General features: G+C 58.1%; 15 protein-coding genes. 9 read left to right on the top strand and 6 right to left on the bottom strand.

Annotated elements, in window-relative coordinates:
* Nucleotides 1-9: 9 nt before the first annotated feature.
* The 5 genes from ACQY7X_RS10755 to ACQY7X_RS10735 form a co-directional block, all read right to left on the bottom strand.
* The gene (locus ACQY7X_RS10755) at nucleotides 10-1,602 is read right to left on the bottom strand and encodes a hypothetical protein (RefSeq protein ID WP_428249913.1); all 1,593 of its coding nucleotides are present in this window, start codon (nucleotides 1,600-1,602) and stop codon (nucleotides 10-12) included.
* Nucleotides 1,603-1,637: 35 nt separating this feature from the next.
* Nucleotides 1,638-3,086 carry a hypothetical protein gene (locus ACQY7X_RS10750; protein ID WP_428249912.1) on the bottom strand — a complete coding sequence of 483 codons (1,449 nt, stop codon included), beginning with the start codon at nucleotides 3,084-3,086 and terminating at the stop codon, nucleotides 1,638-1,640.
* 51 nt (nucleotides 3,087-3,137) lie between these two features.
* The gene (locus ACQY7X_RS10745; protein ID WP_428250052.1) at nucleotides 3,138-3,833 is read right to left on the bottom strand and encodes a glycosyltransferase family 2 protein; all 696 of its coding nucleotides are present in this window, start codon (nucleotides 3,831-3,833) and stop codon (nucleotides 3,138-3,140) included.
* Nucleotides 3,834-3,917: 84 nt separating this feature from the next.
* Nucleotides 3,918-4,856, bottom strand: a complete 939-nt coding sequence (locus ACQY7X_RS10740) for an NAD-dependent epimerase/dehydratase family protein (RefSeq protein WP_428249911.1) — start codon at nucleotides 4,854-4,856, stop codon at nucleotides 3,918-3,920.
* A 17-nt stretch (nucleotides 4,857-4,873) separates the two neighbouring features.
* Nucleotides 4,874-6,040: a class I SAM-dependent methyltransferase gene (locus ACQY7X_RS10735; protein ID WP_428249910.1), complete on the bottom strand. Its 1,167-nt coding sequence runs from the start codon at nucleotides 6,038-6,040 to the stop codon at nucleotides 4,874-4,876.
* Between the two features lie 218 nt (nucleotides 6,041-6,258).
* On the opposite strand from ACQY7X_RS10735, the gene ACQY7X_RS10730 reads away from it, so the two are divergent.
* Both ACQY7X_RS10730 and ACQY7X_RS10725 read left to right on the top strand, forming a co-directional pair.
* Nucleotides 6,259-7,209: a lysylphosphatidylglycerol synthase transmembrane domain-containing protein gene (locus ACQY7X_RS10730; protein WP_428249909.1), complete on the top strand. Its 951-nt coding sequence runs from the start codon at nucleotides 6,259-6,261 to the stop codon at nucleotides 7,207-7,209.
* Nucleotides 7,210-7,321: 112 nt separating this feature from the next.
* Nucleotides 7,322-9,748 carry a hypothetical protein gene (locus ACQY7X_RS10725; protein WP_428249908.1) on the top strand — a complete coding sequence of 809 codons (2,427 nt, stop codon included), beginning with the start codon at nucleotides 7,322-7,324 and terminating at the stop codon, nucleotides 9,746-9,748.
* Nucleotides 9,749-9,796: 48 nt separating this feature from the next.
* On the opposite strand, the gene ACQY7X_RS10720 is transcribed toward ACQY7X_RS10725, so the two are convergent.
* Nucleotides 9,797-10,894: a phytanoyl-CoA dioxygenase family protein gene (locus ACQY7X_RS10720; RefSeq protein ID WP_428249907.1), complete on the bottom strand. Its 1,098-nt coding sequence runs from the start codon at nucleotides 10,892-10,894 to the stop codon at nucleotides 9,797-9,799.
* A 381-nt stretch (nucleotides 10,895-11,275) separates the two neighbouring features.
* Between ACQY7X_RS10720 and ACQY7X_RS10715 the strand changes: the two genes are divergently transcribed.
* The 7 genes from ACQY7X_RS10715 to ACQY7X_RS10685 all read left to right on the top strand — a co-directional run bounded on the left by ACQY7X_RS10715 (nucleotide 11,276) and on the right by ACQY7X_RS10685 (nucleotide 19,577).
* A complete protein-coding gene (locus ACQY7X_RS10715) occupies nucleotides 11,276-12,007 on the top strand; it encodes a class I SAM-dependent methyltransferase (RefSeq protein WP_428249906.1) in 732 nt (243 codons plus the stop codon).
* 73 nt (nucleotides 12,008-12,080) lie between these two features.
* Entirely contained in the window at nucleotides 12,081-13,067 is a 987-nt protein-coding gene (locus tag ACQY7X_RS10710) for a kinase (protein WP_428249905.1), read from the top strand.
* A 50-nt stretch (nucleotides 13,068-13,117) separates the two neighbouring features.
* Complete coding sequence (locus tag ACQY7X_RS10705; RefSeq protein ID WP_428249904.1) at nucleotides 13,118-14,053, top strand: NAD-dependent epimerase/dehydratase family protein; 936 nt, start codon at nucleotides 13,118-13,120, stop codon at nucleotides 14,051-14,053.
* A 20-nt stretch (nucleotides 14,054-14,073) separates the two neighbouring features.
* Nucleotides 14,074-14,793, top strand: coding sequence for a sugar phosphate nucleotidyltransferase (locus tag ACQY7X_RS10700; RefSeq protein ID WP_428249903.1), 720 nt, complete (start codon nucleotides 14,074-14,076; stop codon nucleotides 14,791-14,793).
* A 9-nt stretch (nucleotides 14,794-14,802) separates the two neighbouring features.
* Nucleotides 14,803-16,179 carry an ABC transporter ATP-binding protein gene (locus ACQY7X_RS10695; RefSeq protein ID WP_428249902.1) on the top strand — a complete coding sequence of 459 codons (1,377 nt, stop codon included), beginning with the start codon at nucleotides 14,803-14,805 and terminating at the stop codon, nucleotides 16,177-16,179.
* Nucleotides 16,180-16,332: 153 nt separating this feature from the next.
* Complete coding sequence (locus ACQY7X_RS10690) at nucleotides 16,333-18,633, top strand: glycosyltransferase family 2 protein (protein ID WP_428249901.1); 2,301 nt, start codon at nucleotides 16,333-16,335, stop codon at nucleotides 18,631-18,633.
* On the top strand, nucleotides 18,630-19,577 hold the full coding sequence (locus ACQY7X_RS10685; RefSeq protein ID WP_428249900.1) for a class I SAM-dependent methyltransferase: 948 nt from the start codon (nucleotides 18,630-18,632) through the stop codon (nucleotides 19,575-19,577). The genes ACQY7X_RS10690 and ACQY7X_RS10685 overlap by 4 nt, the downstream gene beginning before the upstream one ends.
* Nucleotides 19,578-19,579: the final 2 nt, after the last annotated feature.

Raw genomic sequence — 19,579 nt, 5'->3', positions numbered from 1 at the left:
TGCTGTGCCTCAGCCGTCCGCAGCAGGCATCGCTGCTGGTCTGGCAAGCAATTGAAACAGACGATTCTCATAAACCACGATGGAATAGTCGTGGTGCCAGCGGCGCAGCAGTTCGACATCGAAAGGCGGAATAAGCGGGTTGAAATTGCCGGTCCATTCCTGACGCAGTACCAGCAAGTATTTTGGATCACTGCGCAGAACGGCTTCTCGGTGACGCGCTGCCCAGGGGCCGGCTTCCAAATATGTGGGAAAATGCACCAGATACAGTCCGGTCATATAGCGCCCAGCCATCACCAGTACCGGCGATGGGGTCAACCGCATCGGCGTATAGATACCATCCGCCGGGTCTGTGCGTTCCATAATGGCGGCTGCCATATCCGCTGACGGATGCCCCCGGAAACTGTATGGCAAGCCGGCCACAGTGGCCCAGTATTGCGAGAAATCCCGCTGCCGGAAATCGAGATCGACGCGGCCCGCGCCAACAAGGATAAGCAGCGGCGGCAACATTAGTGCCACCAACAGGCGGAGCGACAGCCGCACACCAGGTACAAAGGCCAGCAAGCTAAGCAGGAGGATGAAGGGGGGGATGACCTGCAGCAGATGCTGTGCATCCGCGCGATGCATGGCCTGCGGATAGACACCAAGCGAAACCAGAGCTGTAACCAGGAGTGCGGACCGGTAGGCATCAATCCGCCGGCCACGCCACAAGCCGCGAATGATGACCCAGATGGTGGCTGCGGCTAAACACGGCAACCCCACCTGTATGACCAGCAAGGCAGTGCTCTGGATCGCAAAGGCCACCCGGAACGCCGTGGGCTTCTGTCCAGCATCAACCACCGCCGAGGTCAGGCTAGCGGCAAAGCCGACAATGAAACCTAGCCATGCCTCGAAGCCATAAAGGGCGATCCAGGTGGCTTGCACCAGCGCATAGCCTGCAACGAAGCTCCCCAGCCGGGAAGCAGCCACGCGAGAGGAGCCTCTGCTTGATTCGGCGAGGCTCACTGCCCATATCACGGCGAACAGGCCGAGGGACAGAGCGCCGAGGTCCGGCCGGAAAAGAAACGCAATGCCGCCAGACAATCCCCAGATGAACAGAATACCGGCCTCAGCCCGGGTCTGGCCCAGACACTGCCGCCAGCCCAAGCACAAGGCCAATTGCAGCAAGGGAAAGAACCAGTAGTACCACTTATAGAAACGGGACAGCAGCAGAGCCGTGAGAAGCACGGCTGCCAGCACGGCCAGCAACGGTACGCGGCGCAGCAGGATGCCGGCCATGATTGTCAGCGATAAGGCATAGCCAAACGCACAGATAACCACTTCGCCGGTATAGCCGGGGGCGAATTTCAGGCCCAGTGCCGAAGCCCAACCGACCAGGGGACCATAAACCCAAACAATATCGATGCCCTGCACTCTGCCGGCCAATAATGCAATGCCAAGCGTCATCTGCGATCCCTGGTCGACGCTGCTGACCAGAAAATCGAGTGCCGGCGCATAATAGATCAGCCAGCCGAATGAGCCGAAGAAAACCGACAGCAAGACAGCCCAGTCTGCGACGGGCGAGCCTGGAAAACGCTGGTTACCGGTGGCAGTAGCGAGAATCATCGATCCCCTGGAGTCGTGAACCTGGGCCAATCACCTCAGCGTGGCGGCTGCCAGGGCCGTATCACCGTCTTTGTGCCGAAGCTCACCCTCTTGTTCCAGGCATTGCGCAGTACCGGCGCCATATTGAACCGCAGGTCGTTGCAAAGCGCCGGCTTGCTCCAGTTGTAGCGATTGGGATTGGGATCAAAATTCGCCTGCTCGGCAATCCCGGCCACATAATCCTTGTAGCAACGCAGGGCAACCTGCTTCGAATACGACACGGGAGCGTAGCGGGAAGCGAACCGTAGGCCATCCCAATGACCGATCAGCAGGGCAACGAGCAGCGCGGCAACAGACCCAATCTGGGCGATACGCCAGCGGCGCAGGAAATACAGCCAACCCGCAACCACGAACGGCATTGCCACGGCCAACGGCGCGGCATAATGCACCGACTTGGAGGAAGTCGGAGCAAATATTTCCGGGTTGCCACGTCCGATCGCGGTCAATGCCGTAGCCAACAGGCCACTGACAATCGGGGCGGCAATCACCAAGGCAGTGATAAAATCCTTGCGGTCGCGCAATCCGAAGCACATGCCAAACACCGGCACCAAGCAAATCACCAGACAGGCCAGACCGAGCAACCAGGACATCCGGCTATAGGTGTCGAAACCAAAGGCATTGGCCGTCACGTTCAGAGCAAAATCCCAGTAGCCGGCCTGCCATGGAAAGGCCAGTTCAGGCGTCGGCTCCTTCGACATCAGCTGGAGCCAGACGCCAACGGCGATCAGCAGCAGGAACATTGGCAGATTGCGCATCAGCTCCTGTCGGCAGAGAGCCGTATCACTGACACCCGCCAGCGATATCAGGTAGGCAATCAGCAGGAAACCCAGCAGGCCCACAGCCCAGCCGAAACCCCAGCCGCTGGACAGCATCGACAAAGCAAGGCAAAGTCCGCCGAGGAACATGCGTACCGGCGCTGGCCATTCATTCAGATACAGCACCAGCAGCGCCAGCAATGCAAAGATGAAAACGAAATGCATGTTGGAGCCGGTGCCGATCCAGCCATGCAATTCCCACAATTTTGAATCCAGTGTGAAAAATACGGCGACACAGATCGCCGCCCGCCCAACTTTGCCGAACACATCCAGCCTGCCCAGCAGGAAATAGGCCAGCCAGCACAAGAAACCAAAAATGATGAAATTCAAAATCTGATAAACCGCAAAATCAAGATTGGTCGTCAGATACAAAAAATACGTCATCACCCGAGTGGTGACGATGATATGCGGACCATGCGCCGAAAACAGCCAGGCGAAATTGAACGGCTGCGGCAACTCGCGCTTGTCGCCAGGATAATACACCGCCCAGTCATCGGCCCATGGAACGTCGACGGCGTAATGCGCGACGACCATGAAGTGATAGGCAAACAGAATTATGGCGATCAATGCGCTGAGCGAGAGCAGTGCATCGGCAGGTGTGCCGAAGCGGTTACGCAGGAAACGCATCATAACTACCCCCATATTTCTACCCTACCGGCGCCTGGCGCTACAGCGGGTCCGTTATTTGCGCTTGATCCCTCGCAATTCGGCACGCAGCTCCAACGCCCCCAGGAAAGCCCGCCAGCCATGCCAGAAGAAAGTCTTGAACGGCAGGCTTTTGCTCGGCCCGAATGGACGCTCGCGGTGCTGAATTGGAATATCAACGATCCTGTAGCCAGCCCATTTGGCCCGCACATACAGTTCGGCATTGATCAGCATCGGCATGCAATGGGTGGCCGGTAGCTGGTCCTCGATCAATTCCCGGCGCATCAAGCGGAATGCCGAATTGATATCGCTGCCGCTGATGCCGAACATCAGCCGCACCACCATATTGAAGATCCGAGATGAGATGACGCGATAGAACGGGTCGGAACGGCTGGCCTTGTAACCGTGCACCATATCGGCCTCGCGCATCCTTGCGGCATCGAGCCAGAAGTCGCTGGGCACATACTGACCATCGGAATCGGTGAAAAAAATCAGCGGGCAGGCAGCCAGCGTATAAAGCCGCCGCGCCGCCTTGGCAAAGCCGTCTTTCTGCGAAGTATTGATCCGCAGAAATGGATATTCGCGGGCCATTTCGGCGAGAATCACTTCGGTGCCATCGTTTGAGCAATCGTCAAGCACCAGTTCACTACCAGCAGGCAGGAATACCATCACCTCGCGGATCCATTCATCCAGCACATGCCGTATGATGTCCTGCTCGTTATACACCGGCATCAGGATCGAGACCGGCTGGCTCAATATGCCTGTGCGCGGGTCGGACACGGCAATGTTGCCCTCAGATGGCATGGCGGACCGTCGTCATGAAGTGGGTTTCGATTGCTGCATGGCGAGAAACCGCGGCTCCAGCCATTCCAGGGTTATCCGCATGCCCTCGGCGAGGGAGGTGCGCTGGCGTTGCGGCAGCAGAGACTGCAGGTGTTCGATATTCAGCATCTTGGACTTCGCGCCGACATAGCGCGACGTATCATACTGGATCGCATCCGGAGCAAGGCCGATGGCCGAGCAGATGAAACCGGCGAATTCCCGTATCGAATGATCCTCGCCACCACCGATATTGACGACATCATTCTCCGCAACGGCATCCAGTGCCATCATCGCGTCGATAAAGTCATCGATGAAGATCAGTTCGCGGCGCTGATGACCATCGCCCCACAGCACTGCCGGCGTGCCGCAATGCTTGAGGCCGAGAATCTTCCAGGCCACATCGAAAATGAAATGCATCTGCTTGGTGCCGATATGGTAATCCGGCCCATATAGCGTCGATGGCACCACGGTGAGGTATTTCAAGCCATATTGCCGCGCCAGACTCTGCTGCCCGATCAGCAGCATGCGCTTGGTCATGGCATAGGTGTAAAGGTCAGCAATCGGCTCGCCGCGTAAGTAATTTTCCTCGCGCAGGTCCCTGCCTTCCTCGTAGACACAGCTCGTGCCTATGGAAACCAGCTTTGCTTGCGGCTGCCGTGCCTGCCACCAGGCCAGCACCGTGGTATTGATCTGCTGGTTGATGATCCACTGCTCGCCGGGATGATAGAGGCAGAAATCACCGGCCTGCGTCCAGGCCGCCAAGTGGAAAATGCGATCGAACTTGCTGTCGTTGAAGCGATCCAGCGAGCGGCTATCGCGCAAATCCGCATCCCGCGACGACAACGCCAATACGTTCCAGCCATCGGCCCGCAGGCGGCGCAGCAAAGCTGTGCCGAGAAAACCCGTGGCCCCTGTGACTATGGCATTCGGCATGGCGGGCTGTTTCCGGGTCAGATGATCTCAGGGGCAGGCAGCGGCACGATGATCTTGCCGCCCTTGGCGCGGAAATCACCAAGTCGCGCCAGTGCCTCTTCACGGAAATTCCAGGCCAGCAGCAGATAGGCATCGGGCGGCGGAACGCGATCCTGATGATATACCGGCAATCCCGCACCCGGCACCCGCTTGCCGACCTTCAACTCATTGATCTCCACGGCACAGGCAATGTCATCCGTGGTGAAGCCGCAGTAATTCAAAATCGTAGACCCCTTCACCGGCGCCCCAAGGGCGTGAATGGTAAGGCCCTGCCGGCGCAACCCGTGAACCAGCGCCACCAGTTTGTCGCGCAGCGCGGCAATCCTGTCGGCCCAACCACGGTAGAGCTCCAGCGTCTCCAGCCCGAGCGCCTGCTCCTTCTGCCGCAAAGCCGCCACGGCCGCGCTTTCCGGCACCGTATCGGCATGGGTAATCCAGGCGATGCAGCTGCCACCGTGAATCGGCATCAGCTCGGCATCCACGATCTTCAGGCCATGGCGGGCCAGCAACCGGTCAAAAGTGGTGATCGCGTAATAGGTCAGATGCTCGTGATAGATCTGATCGAAGGCCATGCCTTCGATCATGCCCGGAAAATAGATGAACTCAGCAACGACGAAACCATCAGACGCCAGCAGTTCCTTGATGCCACGGAACACGGAATGCAATTCTTCGAGATGGAAGAACACGCCCGAGCCGTGAATCACCTTGGCCGGCCCGCGCTCGCGGCGGATATCCGCTGCCGTCTCCGCATTGAAGAAGGCATTAAGCGTAGGCACGCCCGCTTGCTGCGACAATGTCGCCTGGCGGCTGCCAGATTCGACATTCAGCGTATCGATGCCGAAATGCTGCACGCTCTGCAGGAAGGTGCCATCGTTACCGCCGATATCCAGCACATAATCGCCGGCACCAAAGGCAACGCGATTCTTGATTAATTCAGCAACACCTTCGAAATGGCGGCGCAGTGATTTGGTCGTGCCTGAAACATAGTCATGCTCGACGAACATGACTTCCTTCGGCACGGTGTAGCTGATCTGGGCCATCCAGCAATCGGTGCATACCAGCAGGTCCAGCGGGTAGACCGGAGCCACAGCTTCAGCGGCCATCGGCAGGAAATGGTTGCCCCAGGGCTGCTGCCCAAGATCCAATACTTTCTCAAGCCGGGACGACCCGCAGCACCTGCACTCCATCTTCGGTGTCCCTGTCATGAATTCCGCGCCTGCTCCGCTGGAGCGGATCAATTAGTCCGCACTATTTGCGAGCTTTCTATGCTTCCGGGGGGGCATAAAGTCAACCAGTTGCACTACCGGCCTGCGATATATACATTGCGGGCTGACTGAGAATAATTCATGAAAATCAACCCCGCATGCTCAAGTATAGAATCACTTTTTTCTTAAAGATAACAGTATCCGCATCTCTCGTAGGTTATTTATTCTATAAAATCGGCAACCAGGATTTTTTCAGCCGCGTGCAGAGCCTTGATTTTTCGCTGCTGGCACTGCCCTTCGCCCTGTTCTTCGCCACCATCCCGATGCAGGCCTTTCGCTATTATCGGCTGCTGAACCTGCATAGCCGGATTCCCTTCCCCAGCGTGCTGCAATTGACCTGGACCGGCGCCTTCTTCAGCCAGACACTGCCATCGGTAATGGCCGGCGATGTAGTACGGGTGGTCTATTTGCGCCGCTACGGCTTTCACTTTACAGAAAGCCTCGCCGTCACCCTGGCAGACCGGCTGCAGGGCTTTCTGGCTACCATCCTGACCCTGGGCGCCGCCATACCCTGGTTGCTCTACAGCATCGAGGATCGCCTGGTTTCCGGCGCGGTGGCACTGCTTTTCCTGGGGGGTATCACCGGCTGGCTGGTTGTCGCCACCCTGGACCTGGCCGCCGCATGGCTGCCCGGGATGATCCGGCGGCACAGGCTGATCGACAATCTGAAGACCGCCGCCGGCTTTCTGCGCAAAGCCACTTTCAACCCGGCCAATATGCTGCCCGGCCTGGCCCTCTCCCTGCTGATGCAGACAATTCAGGCCCTGCTGATCTGGCGTCTGGCCGCCGCCTTCGACCTGTCCCTAAGCTATTGGGCCGTGCTGTTCATCATGCCGGTAGCCACACTTGCCGGCCTGCTGCCGATCAGCATCGGAGGCTGGGGGGTCAGAGAAGTGATCCTGGTCAGCCTGTTCGGCCTGATTGGCGCCCCACCGGAAGCCGTCCTGCCGGTATCGATCCTGTTTGGGGTGCTCAACACCTTTATTGCCTTGCCAGGCCTGGTCACCTGGCTGGCTATGAAACGGAAAACGGAAGCTCCCAGCCCCTAGGGATACCCTGCCCATCCGTGGCCGGGGACGATAAATCTGCTATATCCATGATGGCAAAATCTGGCCCCGGTCGCGCAGGGGTCGCCAGAAGCATTTTTATGGGGATCGGTTGATGTTCAACGACAAGACCCAAACAGCATCGAGCAGAATCTGGCTCGCCATCTTGCTGGTGGCTCATCTCTGGGTTTTCGTTCCCTGGTCGCCCTATGTACTGCCGGGCAATTTGGCGACACTCGGCGTCGACTATTCCGGGTTCGCAGGCGTGTTTGACGCGGTAGCACGCGGCCGGCAATGGGGCATAGACATTGCCTTCCCATACGGCCCGAGTGCGTTCCTGATGTACAATTTCTATTATCCAGGCCTCTACGAAACCCTGCTCGGTACACGCATCCTGCTGGCCGTGATCAGCGGCATGGCATCATGGCGGCTGCTGCTCTGGGCGATGGAAAAGCAGAACTGGTCGATCTGGCCGCTAGGCTTGCTGCTGCTCTGCATTGGCATCTGGTATCTCGGCGGCCCGACCGATATCCGCTTCACGATCTACTATGCTTTCCTGCTGCTGTCCTTTTTCATTCTCGATGACGGCCCGCGCCCTTCGCTCACCACATTGCTGCTGGCCGTTGCCATCGGTATTGCCGCCCCGCTGAAATTCTATTTTTTCGCGCTGTTCCTCAGCGTCTCCTGTGCCATCGGGTTTGTTGAAATAGTAATCCGCCGCCAGATCCCTGTCGTCTTTCTGGTCGCTACAGCTTCATTCCTGGCGGCCTGGCTGGCTGCTGGTCAGAGCTTTGGCAATATTCTGCCGTGGTTTTCTTCTTCGTTGGATGCTGCATCGAATTTCGGCTTCGCCCAGGTGCTGGGCTACGACGAACCAGGATTGCTCCTGCAGGCCGGATACATGGTGCTCGCTTCCCTGGCCGTGGCAGGCATTGTCATGCTGGCAACATGGCAGCGGCGCCACTGGTTCGAAGCTGTCGCCGCAATGCTGACCATTGGCCTGATCTGTTTCATGAACTTCAAGCATGGCACCACACGGCATGATGCCCATGCCGGCTATGCGGCAACCGCTTTCACCGTGCTGTTGATGGTTGCGATCCTGCTGCTGATCCGCACGTCGCTCTCGCCGCTGCGCAAGCTGCTGGCGACCATCCTGCTGATCCTGCTGGCGCTCGGCAACCTGCAAACCATTGCCGCCTGGAAAATGCCGACACTTACCATCGGCACAGTCACCACCGCCTTGGCCAATGGCACCAGCCGTATTGCGGACATGGTGCGGCGCAAGGATGGCGAATTGGAAGCCCGCTTCCAGGCCATGAAAACGGAGATCACACGTCAGGCGAAGCTGCCGCCCCTGAATGGCAGCGTCGACAGTTTCCCGGATTTTGCCGCCATTCCCATCCTGACCGGACAGAATTACCAGCCGCGGCCCGAATTCCAGACCTTCAGTGTGTTCAACGAGGCGCAAACCCAGCGCAATCTGCGCTACTACCAATCCGGCAAGAGCGCAGATTTCATTCTCTACCGCTCGCTTGTCACCGATTGGCGCTATGCATTGGCCGATGAGCCGCTTTCCTGGCTGGAACTGCTGACGCGGTACAAGATTTCCGAGCTGCAATCGCCAGAATTCACCATTCTGGAAAAAGCCAAACAGCCTGGCAGCTACAGCCTGACCCCACTCGGGCAAACGGCAACAACCTGGGGCCAGCCGCTTGGCACCGGCGACCCTGGCGGCAATCTGCTGTGGGCCGCCTTTGATATCAAGCTATCACTGCTTGGACGCATCGCATCTATTCTCTACAAAGTGCCGCCAACCATGATGACGCTGGAACTGGCCGATGGCCGCAAGATCAGCCACCGCGTCGTGTCGCCACTGGCGCGGCAGGGCTTCCTGCTATCGCCCTATGTTGAGACTGTAGCCGATCTGCATGCGCTGACGTCACCCGACTATGCACCGGTGCGGGCAATGTCGGCAGTCAAGTCGGTCACCTTCACCGTCGAACCGAACTACACCGTTTTCTATGCCGACACTATTGGCGTGACGTTCAGCAAGCTGGATCTTGCAGGCCCCGCCGACCGCAGCAACGCCCTTGTGGGCGAGCCCCGCCGGCTGTTCGAATTGAAGCAGCTGCGCGCTGCCACGAGCCAGAGCAACCTCTATGTACGCCTGCTGGCGGAAGATGGCCGGCAGGTTTTGCTGGCCCATGCTCCGACGCAGATAGAACGGCGGGTACCCGCGGGCAGCCGCGCGGTCGAAGTGACTTTTGGCATCCGCCGTGAAGTCTGGACCGCCACACCGCCGGGCGATGGCGTCACCTTCTCATTGATCGGCATTGCCGCCGATGGCAGCCGCCGGCCGCTTTTCACAAAACATGTCGCGCCGTCGCAGAATCCTGCCGATCGTATCATGCATGTCGCCAAGGTGGCATTGCCGGATGGCTGCTGCGAACGGATTGTGTTCGACACCGGCTTTGGCCCCGCTGGCAATGGCAGCTATGACCATTCCTACTGGGCAGATGTGCAATGGCTGACCACGCCCTGACCGTGGGGTGTGGCGGACTGCTTAAGCGCCAGAGCGTATCAGCAGCGATCAAGGGCGGAGCGGGCGGCCTTCACGCGAGCCGAATACCAGGTAATGCTGGATCGGATCGGCACCCGCTTTGGCCACATCCGGATTCGCCGCCAGGTACAATGCCGGATCAAACCCTGCCGGAAGCATCGCGCCGCCGTTGGTCGCCTGCAATTTGACCTGCTGGATATGGCTGTTCGGCACCGGCAGGCCGGAATACATGTTGGGCTCAACTTTGCCATTCTGCAGGTTGACGATGGTACGAAAATCCATCTGGCCGAATGCCGGATCCGACAGGACCGGGCTGTAATAGGAGCAATTCTCGAAATAGTAATGCGTCACCTGGCTCCAGCGGGTCCGCTCCGGGTCACGCTGCTTGCTGCCGCCATGCAGCAGATTACCGACCCAAATCAGTGCCTGCCCCTTCTTGGCGCGGAAGATCTTCCGCTCGAAGTTTCCAGCCTGGATCAGTTCCTGCCACACCCGCTCCAGATGGGTGTAATGCCCGGCCCGGTTCGGCTGCGCGGATGCGCATATGCCGGTGTGTTCATTCGTGCAGACCGGCAGCTTGTGCGAGCCGGGGTAATATTCCAAGGCACCGTTATTCTCGTCTGTATCTTCGAGCGCCAGCCACACCCCAACCACAAAATGTGCCGGTACGCTATTGAAATGCAACATGTCGGAATGCGGCAATTGCTGCGTACCAACGGGGAAATTCAGGGTCTGGAATGGCACGGGTCGGCGGCCATAGAAACGCTGCAGCAACGCAAGAATAGTCGGGTTGGTGGCAAGTGATTTTACGTCATCGTTAAACTGCCAGGCATCCTGGACTCTCAGACCTTGTCCAGCCTGCCAGCCGGAACGCTTCCACCCCTCGATATCATAGCGCGGCCTGAGATCAGCCTTGATACGCTCGGCCCTGGCGGCAAAGTCCTTGTCGGGGAAATCGATCACGACATAGCCGTTGTCGCGGAGCGAGCGGGCCTGCGCCAGCGTCTCTGCATCGCAGTCTGCGAACAGGCGGTCGAAAAACGGCGAGTCGATGGCGGGAATACCCGGCAGCGGATTGGCGGCAAGCTGCTCCTGCGGCATTGCGCCAGTATTATGTCCCATCATCATACGGCTCATCCTCTTTGGGCCTGAAGCACTTAGGGAAATTAGCCATATTTTGCCAGGACTGTCATCACTGCCAAGGACTTGACTGGGCGCAGCCGGTAAGGGCAGGACTGGTTATGCAGTCATTTCAACATAATTTATATGTAATTATACCAGCCGCCAACTGGCGTTAAAGCCGCAACCGGGCCGGCAGCCCTTCGGATCACCGGCCGCAAGGAGCCATGTACCCTGATTTATTCGCCGCTGTCTGCCGGTAGACCGGGGCTGCTGATTGACCTTGCGCTGCATCAGGCTCTACAGAGAATAGAGGTCGAGGGCGAGGCTTGTTCAAACCGGTTAGGTCCGTTGCGCCCTGCCGATTGCACGATCACTAAGGGATGCAAAGTGCGGCAATTCCATTTTACGGTCGATTATAAAAAATATGTCGCCGACCTGCTTCGGCAGCATGATATCGACACCGCCATGGCCCTGGCGGTTGGTGGAAACTATGAAGCGACCGGCATCCTGCATACTGAATTGCTGGCCATGGCCGGCATGAAGGGAGGCGACTACCTGATCGATGTCGGCTGTGGCAGTGGCCGCACCGCCGCCTGCCTCAGCAGACGCACAAATATCCGCTATCTCGGCATTGATGTGGTCGAGGACCTGATCAAATACGCCATCAGGAAGAACCCAAAGCATTACCGTTTTGCTGTTGCCGATGGCCTCAAGATTCCGGAGCAGAACAATACTGCCGACTTTGTCACCTTCTTTTCCGTACTGACGCATCTGCTGCACGAAGAGAGCTTCCAGTATCTGGAAGAAGCCGCTCGTGTCCTCAAGCCGGGTGGAAAAGTGATTGCTTCCTTTCTCGAATTCCACATCCCTTCTCATTGGGCGGTATTCGCGGCCACTGTAGCCAATTCAAAAGCCGATCTGCCCCGGCCACTCAATGTGTTTCTTGATCGCAACGCGATCGAAAGCTTCGCCACCCATCTCGGCTTCACCGTGGCCTCCTTCCTTGATGGCGATAAACCGACCATTCCGCTGCGACAGGATATCGTCTACGACAATGGCAAGAGGGAAAGCGGCATGGGCACGTTTGGCCAGTCCGTTGTAATTCTGCAGAAGAACTGATGCACTGCACAGTGACAATACAGGGCACAGCAATGGCTGACGAAGCCTTCAGATTGCCTTCGGAATCCTGGCAATGATCATTACCTCGCGCACACCGCTCCGCGTCAGCTTCTTTGGCGGCGGCACAGACTACCCGGAATACTTCCAGCGCCGGCATGGTGCGGTGGTCGGGATGGCGATTGACCAATACATATACATCACTGCCGTACCGCTCTCCCCTATCGTTGAATACAAATACCGCATCAGCTACTCCAAACTCGAATTCGTCACCGATACGGCCAGCATTGCACATCCGGTGATCCGCAAGGCATTCGAGCATTACGAATTCGACCAGCCGCTCGACATCAGCATCATTTCCGATGTGCCAGCCTCCACCGGCCTGGGTTCGTCCTCGGCCTTTACCGTTGGCCTGCTGAACCTGATCTCAGCGTTGCGCAAACAGCCATTGACCAAATTCGAACTGGCGAAACGCGCGATTTTCGTTGAACGGGAATTGCTGCGGGAAAATGTCGGTGTGCAGGACCAGCTGCATGCCGCCTATGGCGGCATCAACCGCTTCGATTTTGAAGCCGGCCGTATCCGGCTTTCGCCGGTGCAGATGGCCGGGCGCTGCCAGGAACGGCTGATCGACTCGATGGTGCTGATCTACACCGGCATTGTGCGGCATGCCTCTGCCACAGTGGCGGAGCAGATTTCCTCGACAGTGGAAAAGAAGATCGATACCGAACTCGGCCACCTGCTGGCACTGACCGACACCGCCGTCAATCTGCTGGAAAGCGACAGCGAGGATCACATCGTGGAAGAGTTCGGCCGCCTGCTGCATGAAGGCTGGCTGGTCAAGCGGCAGCTTTCCAGCCGCATTTCCAACAGCAATATCGACGAACTCTACGAGCGGGCGCGGCTTCACGGCGCCTGCGGCGGCAAGTTGCTCGGCGCTGGAGGCGGCGGTTTCCTGCTGCTGATCGTGCCGCCCGAACGCCAGTCGGCCTTCCTGGCGGCCATGGGCAACGTGAAGCACCGCAAGATAAAACTCGATACACAAGGCTCTGTTATCATCTGACTGCCGCTGCATGAATTGTAGCGCGGCATAAAATCCGGGGAGTTTGTAGCATGACGTATTCTATCCTGGTCACTGGTGGCGCCGGATATCTCGGCTCGATGATGGTGCCGGCGCTGCTGGGCGATGGCCATAAGGTCACCGTGGTAGACAATTTCATGTACAAGCAGAATTCACTGGGGCAGTGCTGCGCCGATCCGAACTTCTCCGTCGTCAATGGCGATGTGCGCCAGGAAAGCGTTATGCGTCCGCTGCTGGCGAAGGCCGATATAGTGATCCCGCTTGCCGCACTGGTCGGCGCACCGCTTTGCGCCAAGGATCCGGTGGGCGCCACCAGCACGAACAAGGATGCGCTGGCGATGATGGTGCGCCTGCTGTCGCCGGAACAGCGCGTGCTGATGCCGGTAACCAACAGCGGCTACGGTATCGGCGAAGAAGGCCTTTGCACCGAGGAAAGCCCACTGCGGCCGCTCTCGCGCTACGGCATCGACAAGGTGGAAGCCGAGAAGATCATCTTCGACCGCGGCAACTTCATCACCTTCCGCCTTGCCACCGTATTCGGCATGGCGCCGCGCATGCGTATTGATCTGCTGGTGAACGATTTCGTGCACCGCGCCGTGACCGACCGCTTCATCGTGCTGTTTGAATCGCATTTCCGGCGCAATTTCATCCATGTTCGCGATGTTGCCCGCGCCTTCCAGCACGGCATCGCCAATTACGAAGCCATGAAAGACAGGCCCTATAATGTTGGTCTTTCGGACGCGAACATTTCCAAATATCAGCTCTGCGAACGGATCAAGCAGCACCTGCCTGACTTCGTATTCATGGAAGCACCGGTAGGCGAAGACCCGGACAAGCGCGATTACATCGTGTCGAATGCCCGCCTCGAAGCCACCGGATACATGCCGCAGCATTCCCTTGACATGGGGATCGAGGAATTGATCAAAGGCTACCGGATGCTGCGCAACAGCGTGTATTCCAACATCTGACGCGGCATGCCGGCAGCATCATGACCCAGGGCGTGCTGAATCAGATCGACGTGGCGGTGCTGGCCGGCGGCCTGGGTACGCGGGTAAGTCATGTACTTGGCACCACGCCGAAGCTGCTGGCACCGGTACAGGGCCGGCCCTATATTGAGCATTTTCTGGGCTGGATCGGTGGCTTTGGCGCCAGGCGCGTCGTGTTCTGCCTCGGCCATCTCGCCGATGTCGTGGTGCAGTATCTTCGCGATCATCCTCCTGCACTCTCGGTTGAGGTGGTGATCGAGCCGGAACCGATGGGAACCGCGGGAGCCCTGCGTCATGCCCGCAGTGCGCTGCGCAGTGATCCAGTGCTGGTTTGCAACGGCGATACCTTCGTTGATGCCGATTTGGCACCCCTGGTGCAGCGCCATCAGGCCGATCCCGCCGCCGCCACGCTGCTTTGTGGCGAAGTGGCCGATACCAGCCGTTTCGGCCGCATCACACTTGATGGCCAAGGCCGCATTGCCAGCTTTGCGGAAAAAGGAGGCGGTGGCCCTGGCCTGATCAATTGCGGGCTTTATCTGATGTCGGCTCCCCTGCTTGATCGGATTGCCGAAGGACAGGCACGTTCGCTGGAGCGCGATGTGCTGGCGCAATGCCCGCCAGGCAGCCTTGGCTGCCATGCCGGTCGCTTCGATTTCCTCGATATCGGCACGCCGGAAAGCCTTTCCAGTGCGGCCACGCACCGCCTGCCGGGCTCGGCCTGAATCATCGTGATGCGCAGCATGCCATCCCCCGCCGCCATACAGCTCGAAGGCATCAGCAAGGCCTATAAGATATATGGCTCCGCCAATCAGCGCTTCATGGAGTTGCTGTCTTTCGGCGGCCGCAAGCTGCACCGCGAATTTCATGCCCTGCGCAATGTCGATATCAGTATCGCGCAAGGAGAATGCGTCGGCATTCTCGGCCGCAACGGCTCGGGAAAGAGCACCTTGCTGCAGATTCTCTGCGGCATCCTGACGCCCAGCACCGGCAGTGTCCGTGTCGAGGGCCGGGTTTCAGCCCTGCTTGAACTTGGCACTGGCTTCAACCCGGATTTCACCGGCTGGGAAAATGTGCAGCTCTATTGCTCGCTGCAGGGTGTTCCGGCCAAGGATGTGCCACGGCTGATCGAAGATATCTGCGCCTTCGCTGATATTGGCGATTTTGTGCATCAGCCGGTTAAGACCTACAGCAGCGGCATGTATGTGCGCCTCGCCTTTGCCGCAGCCATCGCTATCAATCCGGATGTATTGATTGTCGACGAAGCCCTGGCAGTTGGCGACGAGGCTTTTCAGCGCAAATGCTATGGCCGCATCCAGGACCTACGCAAGCGCGGCACCACCATTCTTTTCGTCACCCACGCTGCGTCGCTTATCGTTGAGCTGTGTGATCGCGCCATCCTGCTGGATGCCGGCGAAAAAATCATGGATGGCAAGCCGAAGGCCGTGGTGGCGCAGTATCACCGTCTCGCCTATGCACCACCGGATAGGGTTGCTGCCTTGCGTGCGGAAATCCGCACCCTGAATCATCACATCGAAGAGTCTGTACCGGCCACCTCTATGCCGGAGGTGCTGGCCATCAGCCAACAGGCAAACAGCACCATCAGCGATTTCTTCGATTCCAATCTGAGAGTTGCCTCGACCGTATCCTATGAATCTGACGGAGTAGAGATTCTCAGCGCCGGCTTCTTCCTGGATGATGGCCGGCCAGTCAACGTCATGGCCCGTGGGGCCTGCTACAAATATGTGCTTACGGTTCGCTTCGACCGGCCAGCGCAGCTCGTGCGCTTTGGCATGCTGGTGAAATCCAAGGTCGGCGTTGAACTGGGTGGTATCGTATCCCACCCGGTGCGCGGCGGTATCGAGCAAGTGGAAGCGGGCCGCACCCTGCGCATCGCCTTCAACTTTCGCAACAGCCTCAACCCAGGCACCTATTTCTGCAATGCCGGTGTGCTTGAACATCGTGATGGCAAGGAATCATTCGCGCATCGCCTAGTCGATGTGATGATGTTTCGGGTGCGGGATGAGACCGCCTTGCGATCCACGGTGATGGTTGACTTTACCACCGATCAGATTTGTACAATCGAAGCTGTTTCTGAAGAGACTGGATAACACCTACAGCCGTGCCGGACAGCCAGCACACCCCCCGGTTGCTGATGAAACTTAAGGCCCGGGATGGAGTTGCAATCAGCGCTGTGGTTGAATTGCCGTTTGCAAATGTGACGAAATTCAATAATAAGAAAGCATTGCTTCCAAGGCTTTTGCATGACTCAAAAACACTCAAAGTTTAAGTTCCCTAGAGTCAGCCGCTATGATCTGCTGCCGCGCAATCAGCTGGAAATGGCCGGCCACCGCTACCGTAGTCTAGGCAACGACCCATATTTCTTCCTTTCAAACCAGGATAGGCAGCCTTTCCCCTCCGGTTGGGTGCTCTTCTCTTATACCGGTCACAGTCAGGCCAGCCCGCTTCGCCCGCGCCTCTATGTCGACTATGGCACCGGCTTTTCCGAACATACCGCCGTGGCATTGCCCCCCTGTTTCAACCGCCGCGTAACGATACCGATCTTTTTCCCCACCAGGCCCAGCGCGTTGCGTTTCGATCCAATCGATCATGAAATGACTTTCGAGATCGAGGATGTGACCGCAGTAGAAATCGGCAAGGTCTGGCTTGGCTTCAACCGGTTAGCGCTGCTGTTGCAACAGCTCCCTATGAGTCAGTGGTATGGGGCCCTGCGCCGAGCGCTGACTCACAAGGAAGGCAAACGGGTCGGGCTGAGGGAACTGCTGATCTCCAATCATGGACCCGGCGGCAATCCGTTGCTCGGCTATGACGAATGGGTCGGCTTTTTCGACACACTGACCGCGGCCGACATGACTGGTTTCACCCGCCTCGTAGAGGCTTTGCCGAAGCCGCCGGTCATCTCCGTCGTCATGCCGGTCTACAATACGCCCAAGGAATTGCTCTGCGCCGCGGTAGATTCAGTCCGCCGCCAGATCTATCCGCATTGGGAATTATGTATCGCCGACGACGCTTCGACCGCCACATGGGTGAAGCCGATGCTGCAGCAATATGCGGCAGAGGATTCACGCATCAAAGTGGCTTTCCGCGACCAGAACGGCCATATCTCGGCAGCGAGTAATTCCGCATTGGCCCTGGCCAGCGGTGATTATATTGCCTTGCTCGACCACGACGATGAATTGCGCGAACATGCCCTGGCAATGGTGGCCCTTGCCATCGATGCCCATCCGCAAGCTGACATCCTCTATTCCGACGAAGACAAGATTGATACCGCCGGTCGCCGCTTCGATCCCTGCTTTAAGCCGGAATGGAACCCAGATCTGTTCTATTCGCAGAATATGATCAATCATCTTGGCGTCTATCGCCATGAACTTGTGCGCAAGGCTGGCGGTTTCCGCATCGGCTTCGAGGGCAGCCAGGACTATGATCTGGCGCTTCGTGTGCTGGAACAAACCAGCCCCGACCGCATCATCCATATTCCATTTATTCTGTACCATTGGCGCGCCGTGGCCGGCTCGCTCGCGCTCAACGCTGACCAGAAATCCTATCCGCATGAGCGCGCGCGCCTGGCTCTACAGGAACATTTTGATCGGAAAGAACTCAAAGCCCGCAGCGTGCCAGGCAAGGAAACCTATCACCGAACAGTCTGGGCATTGCCAGAACAGCCGCCATTGGTCTCGATTATCGTGCCTACCCGCAACAAGTGGGAAGTCTTGAAAGGCTGCGTCGATGGCGTGCGGGAAAACAATGACTACCAGAACTGGGAATTGATCATCGTCGATAATGGCAGCGACGATGCGGCCAGCCTGGATTATCTCGCCTCATTGTCTGCGGACAAACGTATCCGCGTTATCCGCTCGGATATGCCGTTCAATTTTTCCGCGCTCAACAATCTCGCGGCGGCCGCGAGCGATGGCGATATTCTCGCCTTTCTCAACAACGATCTCGCCATGATCGAACCGCATTGGCTTACCGAGATGGTGTCGCATGCCTTGCGCCCAGATATCGGTGCGGTGGGCGCCAAGCTGCTGTTCAGCAATAATTCCGTACAGCACGGTGGCGTGATCCTGGGCATCGGTGGGGTTGCGGGCCATCTGCACAAATACAGGCCGGCGACCGATCCGGGCTATTTTGGCCGTGCCGTGGTTACGCAGAATCTCAGTGCTGTTACGGCGGCCTGCCTGGTAATGCGCCGCCGAGTGTTTGAGCAGGTGGGGGGCTTCAATGCAGTGGATCTGGCTGTTGCCTTCAATGACGTCGATCTCTGCCTCAAAGTGCGGGAAGCCGGTTACCGGATCATCTGGACCCCGTTTGCCGAGCTGTATCATCTAGAATCGATTTCGCGCGGCGCAGAAGATACACCGGAGAAGGCGCGGCGCTTCAAAGCTGAAGTCGATCACATGATGCAGGCCTGGGGAAATGTGCTGCGGGTTGATCCGGCCTACAACCCCAATTTGACATTGAACGACGAAACCCTTTCCCTGGCCTTTCCGCCGCGTGTATCGTGGCCGACCCGTCAACAGCCCGCGCCATCGGATATGCCATGAGCCTGATTTCAATCCTGATGCGTCGCCCCGTACCATGGGGTCACCTGGATACCGTAGAGGTGGATCCTTCCGGCTTGGTGCGATTGGTAGGCTGGTCGTTCGAAGCCCAGGAGCCGCAGCCGCCAAATATCTTCCTGGATGATTGCGGCATCAATTTTCTTGGTTTCTATCGCGTCACACGCCCTGATCTTGGCGGCGGCCTGCGCGGCGTGGTGATGGAATTCCTGGCCACGGATGAAGTATACCAACGCGGTGCCTTCAAGAACTTGACCATTGAGGGACCGGGAATCAGCGCGCAATATCGCTGCTCGATTGCCTTCCGGCGACCGGCCTATGAAATGCTGCTGACCGAAACACGGGTGCTGCATCGCGAACACATCTATTGCAGCGGGCCGCCCAGCCTGGAAGTGAACGACGATGTACTCCGCCTGACCGCAACGCTAGTCGGTGACGTACTCGATTTTGGCTGCGGCTCAGGTGCGCTGGTGGCGAATTTGCGCCAGCGCGGCGTCAACGCTGTTGGTCTTGAATGTGATGTACCGGCGATCCATGCTCACATGCTGCCCGAAGTCGTGCCGCATGTGACGCTCTATGATGGAGCGCTGCCTTCACCTTTTGCCGACGCCAGTTTCGATTGCGTCATTTCGACCGAAGTGATCGAGCATATTCCGAACTATGCTGCCGCCATTGCCGAAATGCGGCGCCTGACCCGCAACATGCTGATCGTAACCGTGCCGGACATGAGCGCTGTGCCGATGGGATCTCGCCACAGCTTGGTGCCATGGCATCTGCTGGAATCAACACATATAAATTTCTTCAACCAGAAGAGCCTAGAAGCCGCACTTCAGCCCCATTTCAGCAGCATCAATTTTGCGCGCATCTGCCCCTTCGCACTCGGCGACAACCAAGTCTACACCAGCATCGCGGCGGTCTGCACCATTTGACC

It is taken from the genome of Ferrovibrio sp., assembly GCF_965278975.1.
Lineage (GTDB): Bacteria > Pseudomonadota > Alphaproteobacteria > Ferrovibrionales > Ferrovibrionaceae > Ferrovibrio.
The sequence above is the reverse complement of the archived record's forward strand: the minus strand, read 5'-3'. Positions and strand labels throughout refer to the sequence as shown.

Coding starts and splice junctions, on each gene's coding strand:
- ACQY7X_RS10755 (WP_428249913.1), bottom strand. CDS start 1,602: ATGATTCTCGCTACTGCCACCGGTAACCAGCGTTTTCCAGGCTCGCCC.
- ACQY7X_RS10750 (WP_428249912.1), bottom strand. CDS start 3,086: ATGATGCGTTTCCTGCGTAACCGCTTCGGCACACCTGCCGATGCACTG.
- ACQY7X_RS10745 (WP_428250052.1), bottom strand. CDS start 3,833: ATGCCGGTGTATAACGAGCAGGACATCATACGGCATGTGCTGGATGAA.
- ACQY7X_RS10740 (WP_428249911.1), bottom strand. CDS start 4,856: ATGCCGAATGCCATAGTCACAGGGGCCACGGGTTTTCTCGGCACAGCT.
- ACQY7X_RS10730 (WP_428249909.1), top strand. CDS start 6,259: ATGCTCAAGTATAGAATCACTTTTTTCTTAAAGATAACAGTATCCGCA.
- ACQY7X_RS10725 (WP_428249908.1), top strand. CDS start 7,322: ATGTTCAACGACAAGACCCAAACAGCATCGAGCAGAATCTGGCTCGCC.
- ACQY7X_RS10720 (WP_428249907.1), bottom strand. CDS start 10,894: ATGATGATGGGACATAATACTGGCGCAATGCCGCAGGAGCAGCTTGCC.
- ACQY7X_RS10710 (WP_428249905.1), top strand. CDS start 12,081: ATGATCATTACCTCGCGCACACCGCTCCGCGTCAGCTTCTTTGGCGGC.
- ACQY7X_RS10705 (WP_428249904.1), top strand. CDS start 13,118: ATGACGTATTCTATCCTGGTCACTGGTGGCGCCGGATATCTCGGCTCG.
- ACQY7X_RS10700 (WP_428249903.1), top strand. CDS start 14,074: ATGACCCAGGGCGTGCTGAATCAGATCGACGTGGCGGTGCTGGCCGGC.
- ACQY7X_RS10695 (WP_428249902.1), top strand. CDS start 14,803: ATGCGCAGCATGCCATCCCCCGCCGCCATACAGCTCGAAGGCATCAGC.
- ACQY7X_RS10690 (WP_428249901.1), top strand. CDS start 16,333: ATGACTCAAAAACACTCAAAGTTTAAGTTCCCTAGAGTCAGCCGCTAT.
- ACQY7X_RS10685 (WP_428249900.1), top strand. CDS start 18,630: ATGAGCCTGATTTCAATCCTGATGCGTCGCCCCGTACCATGGGGTCAC.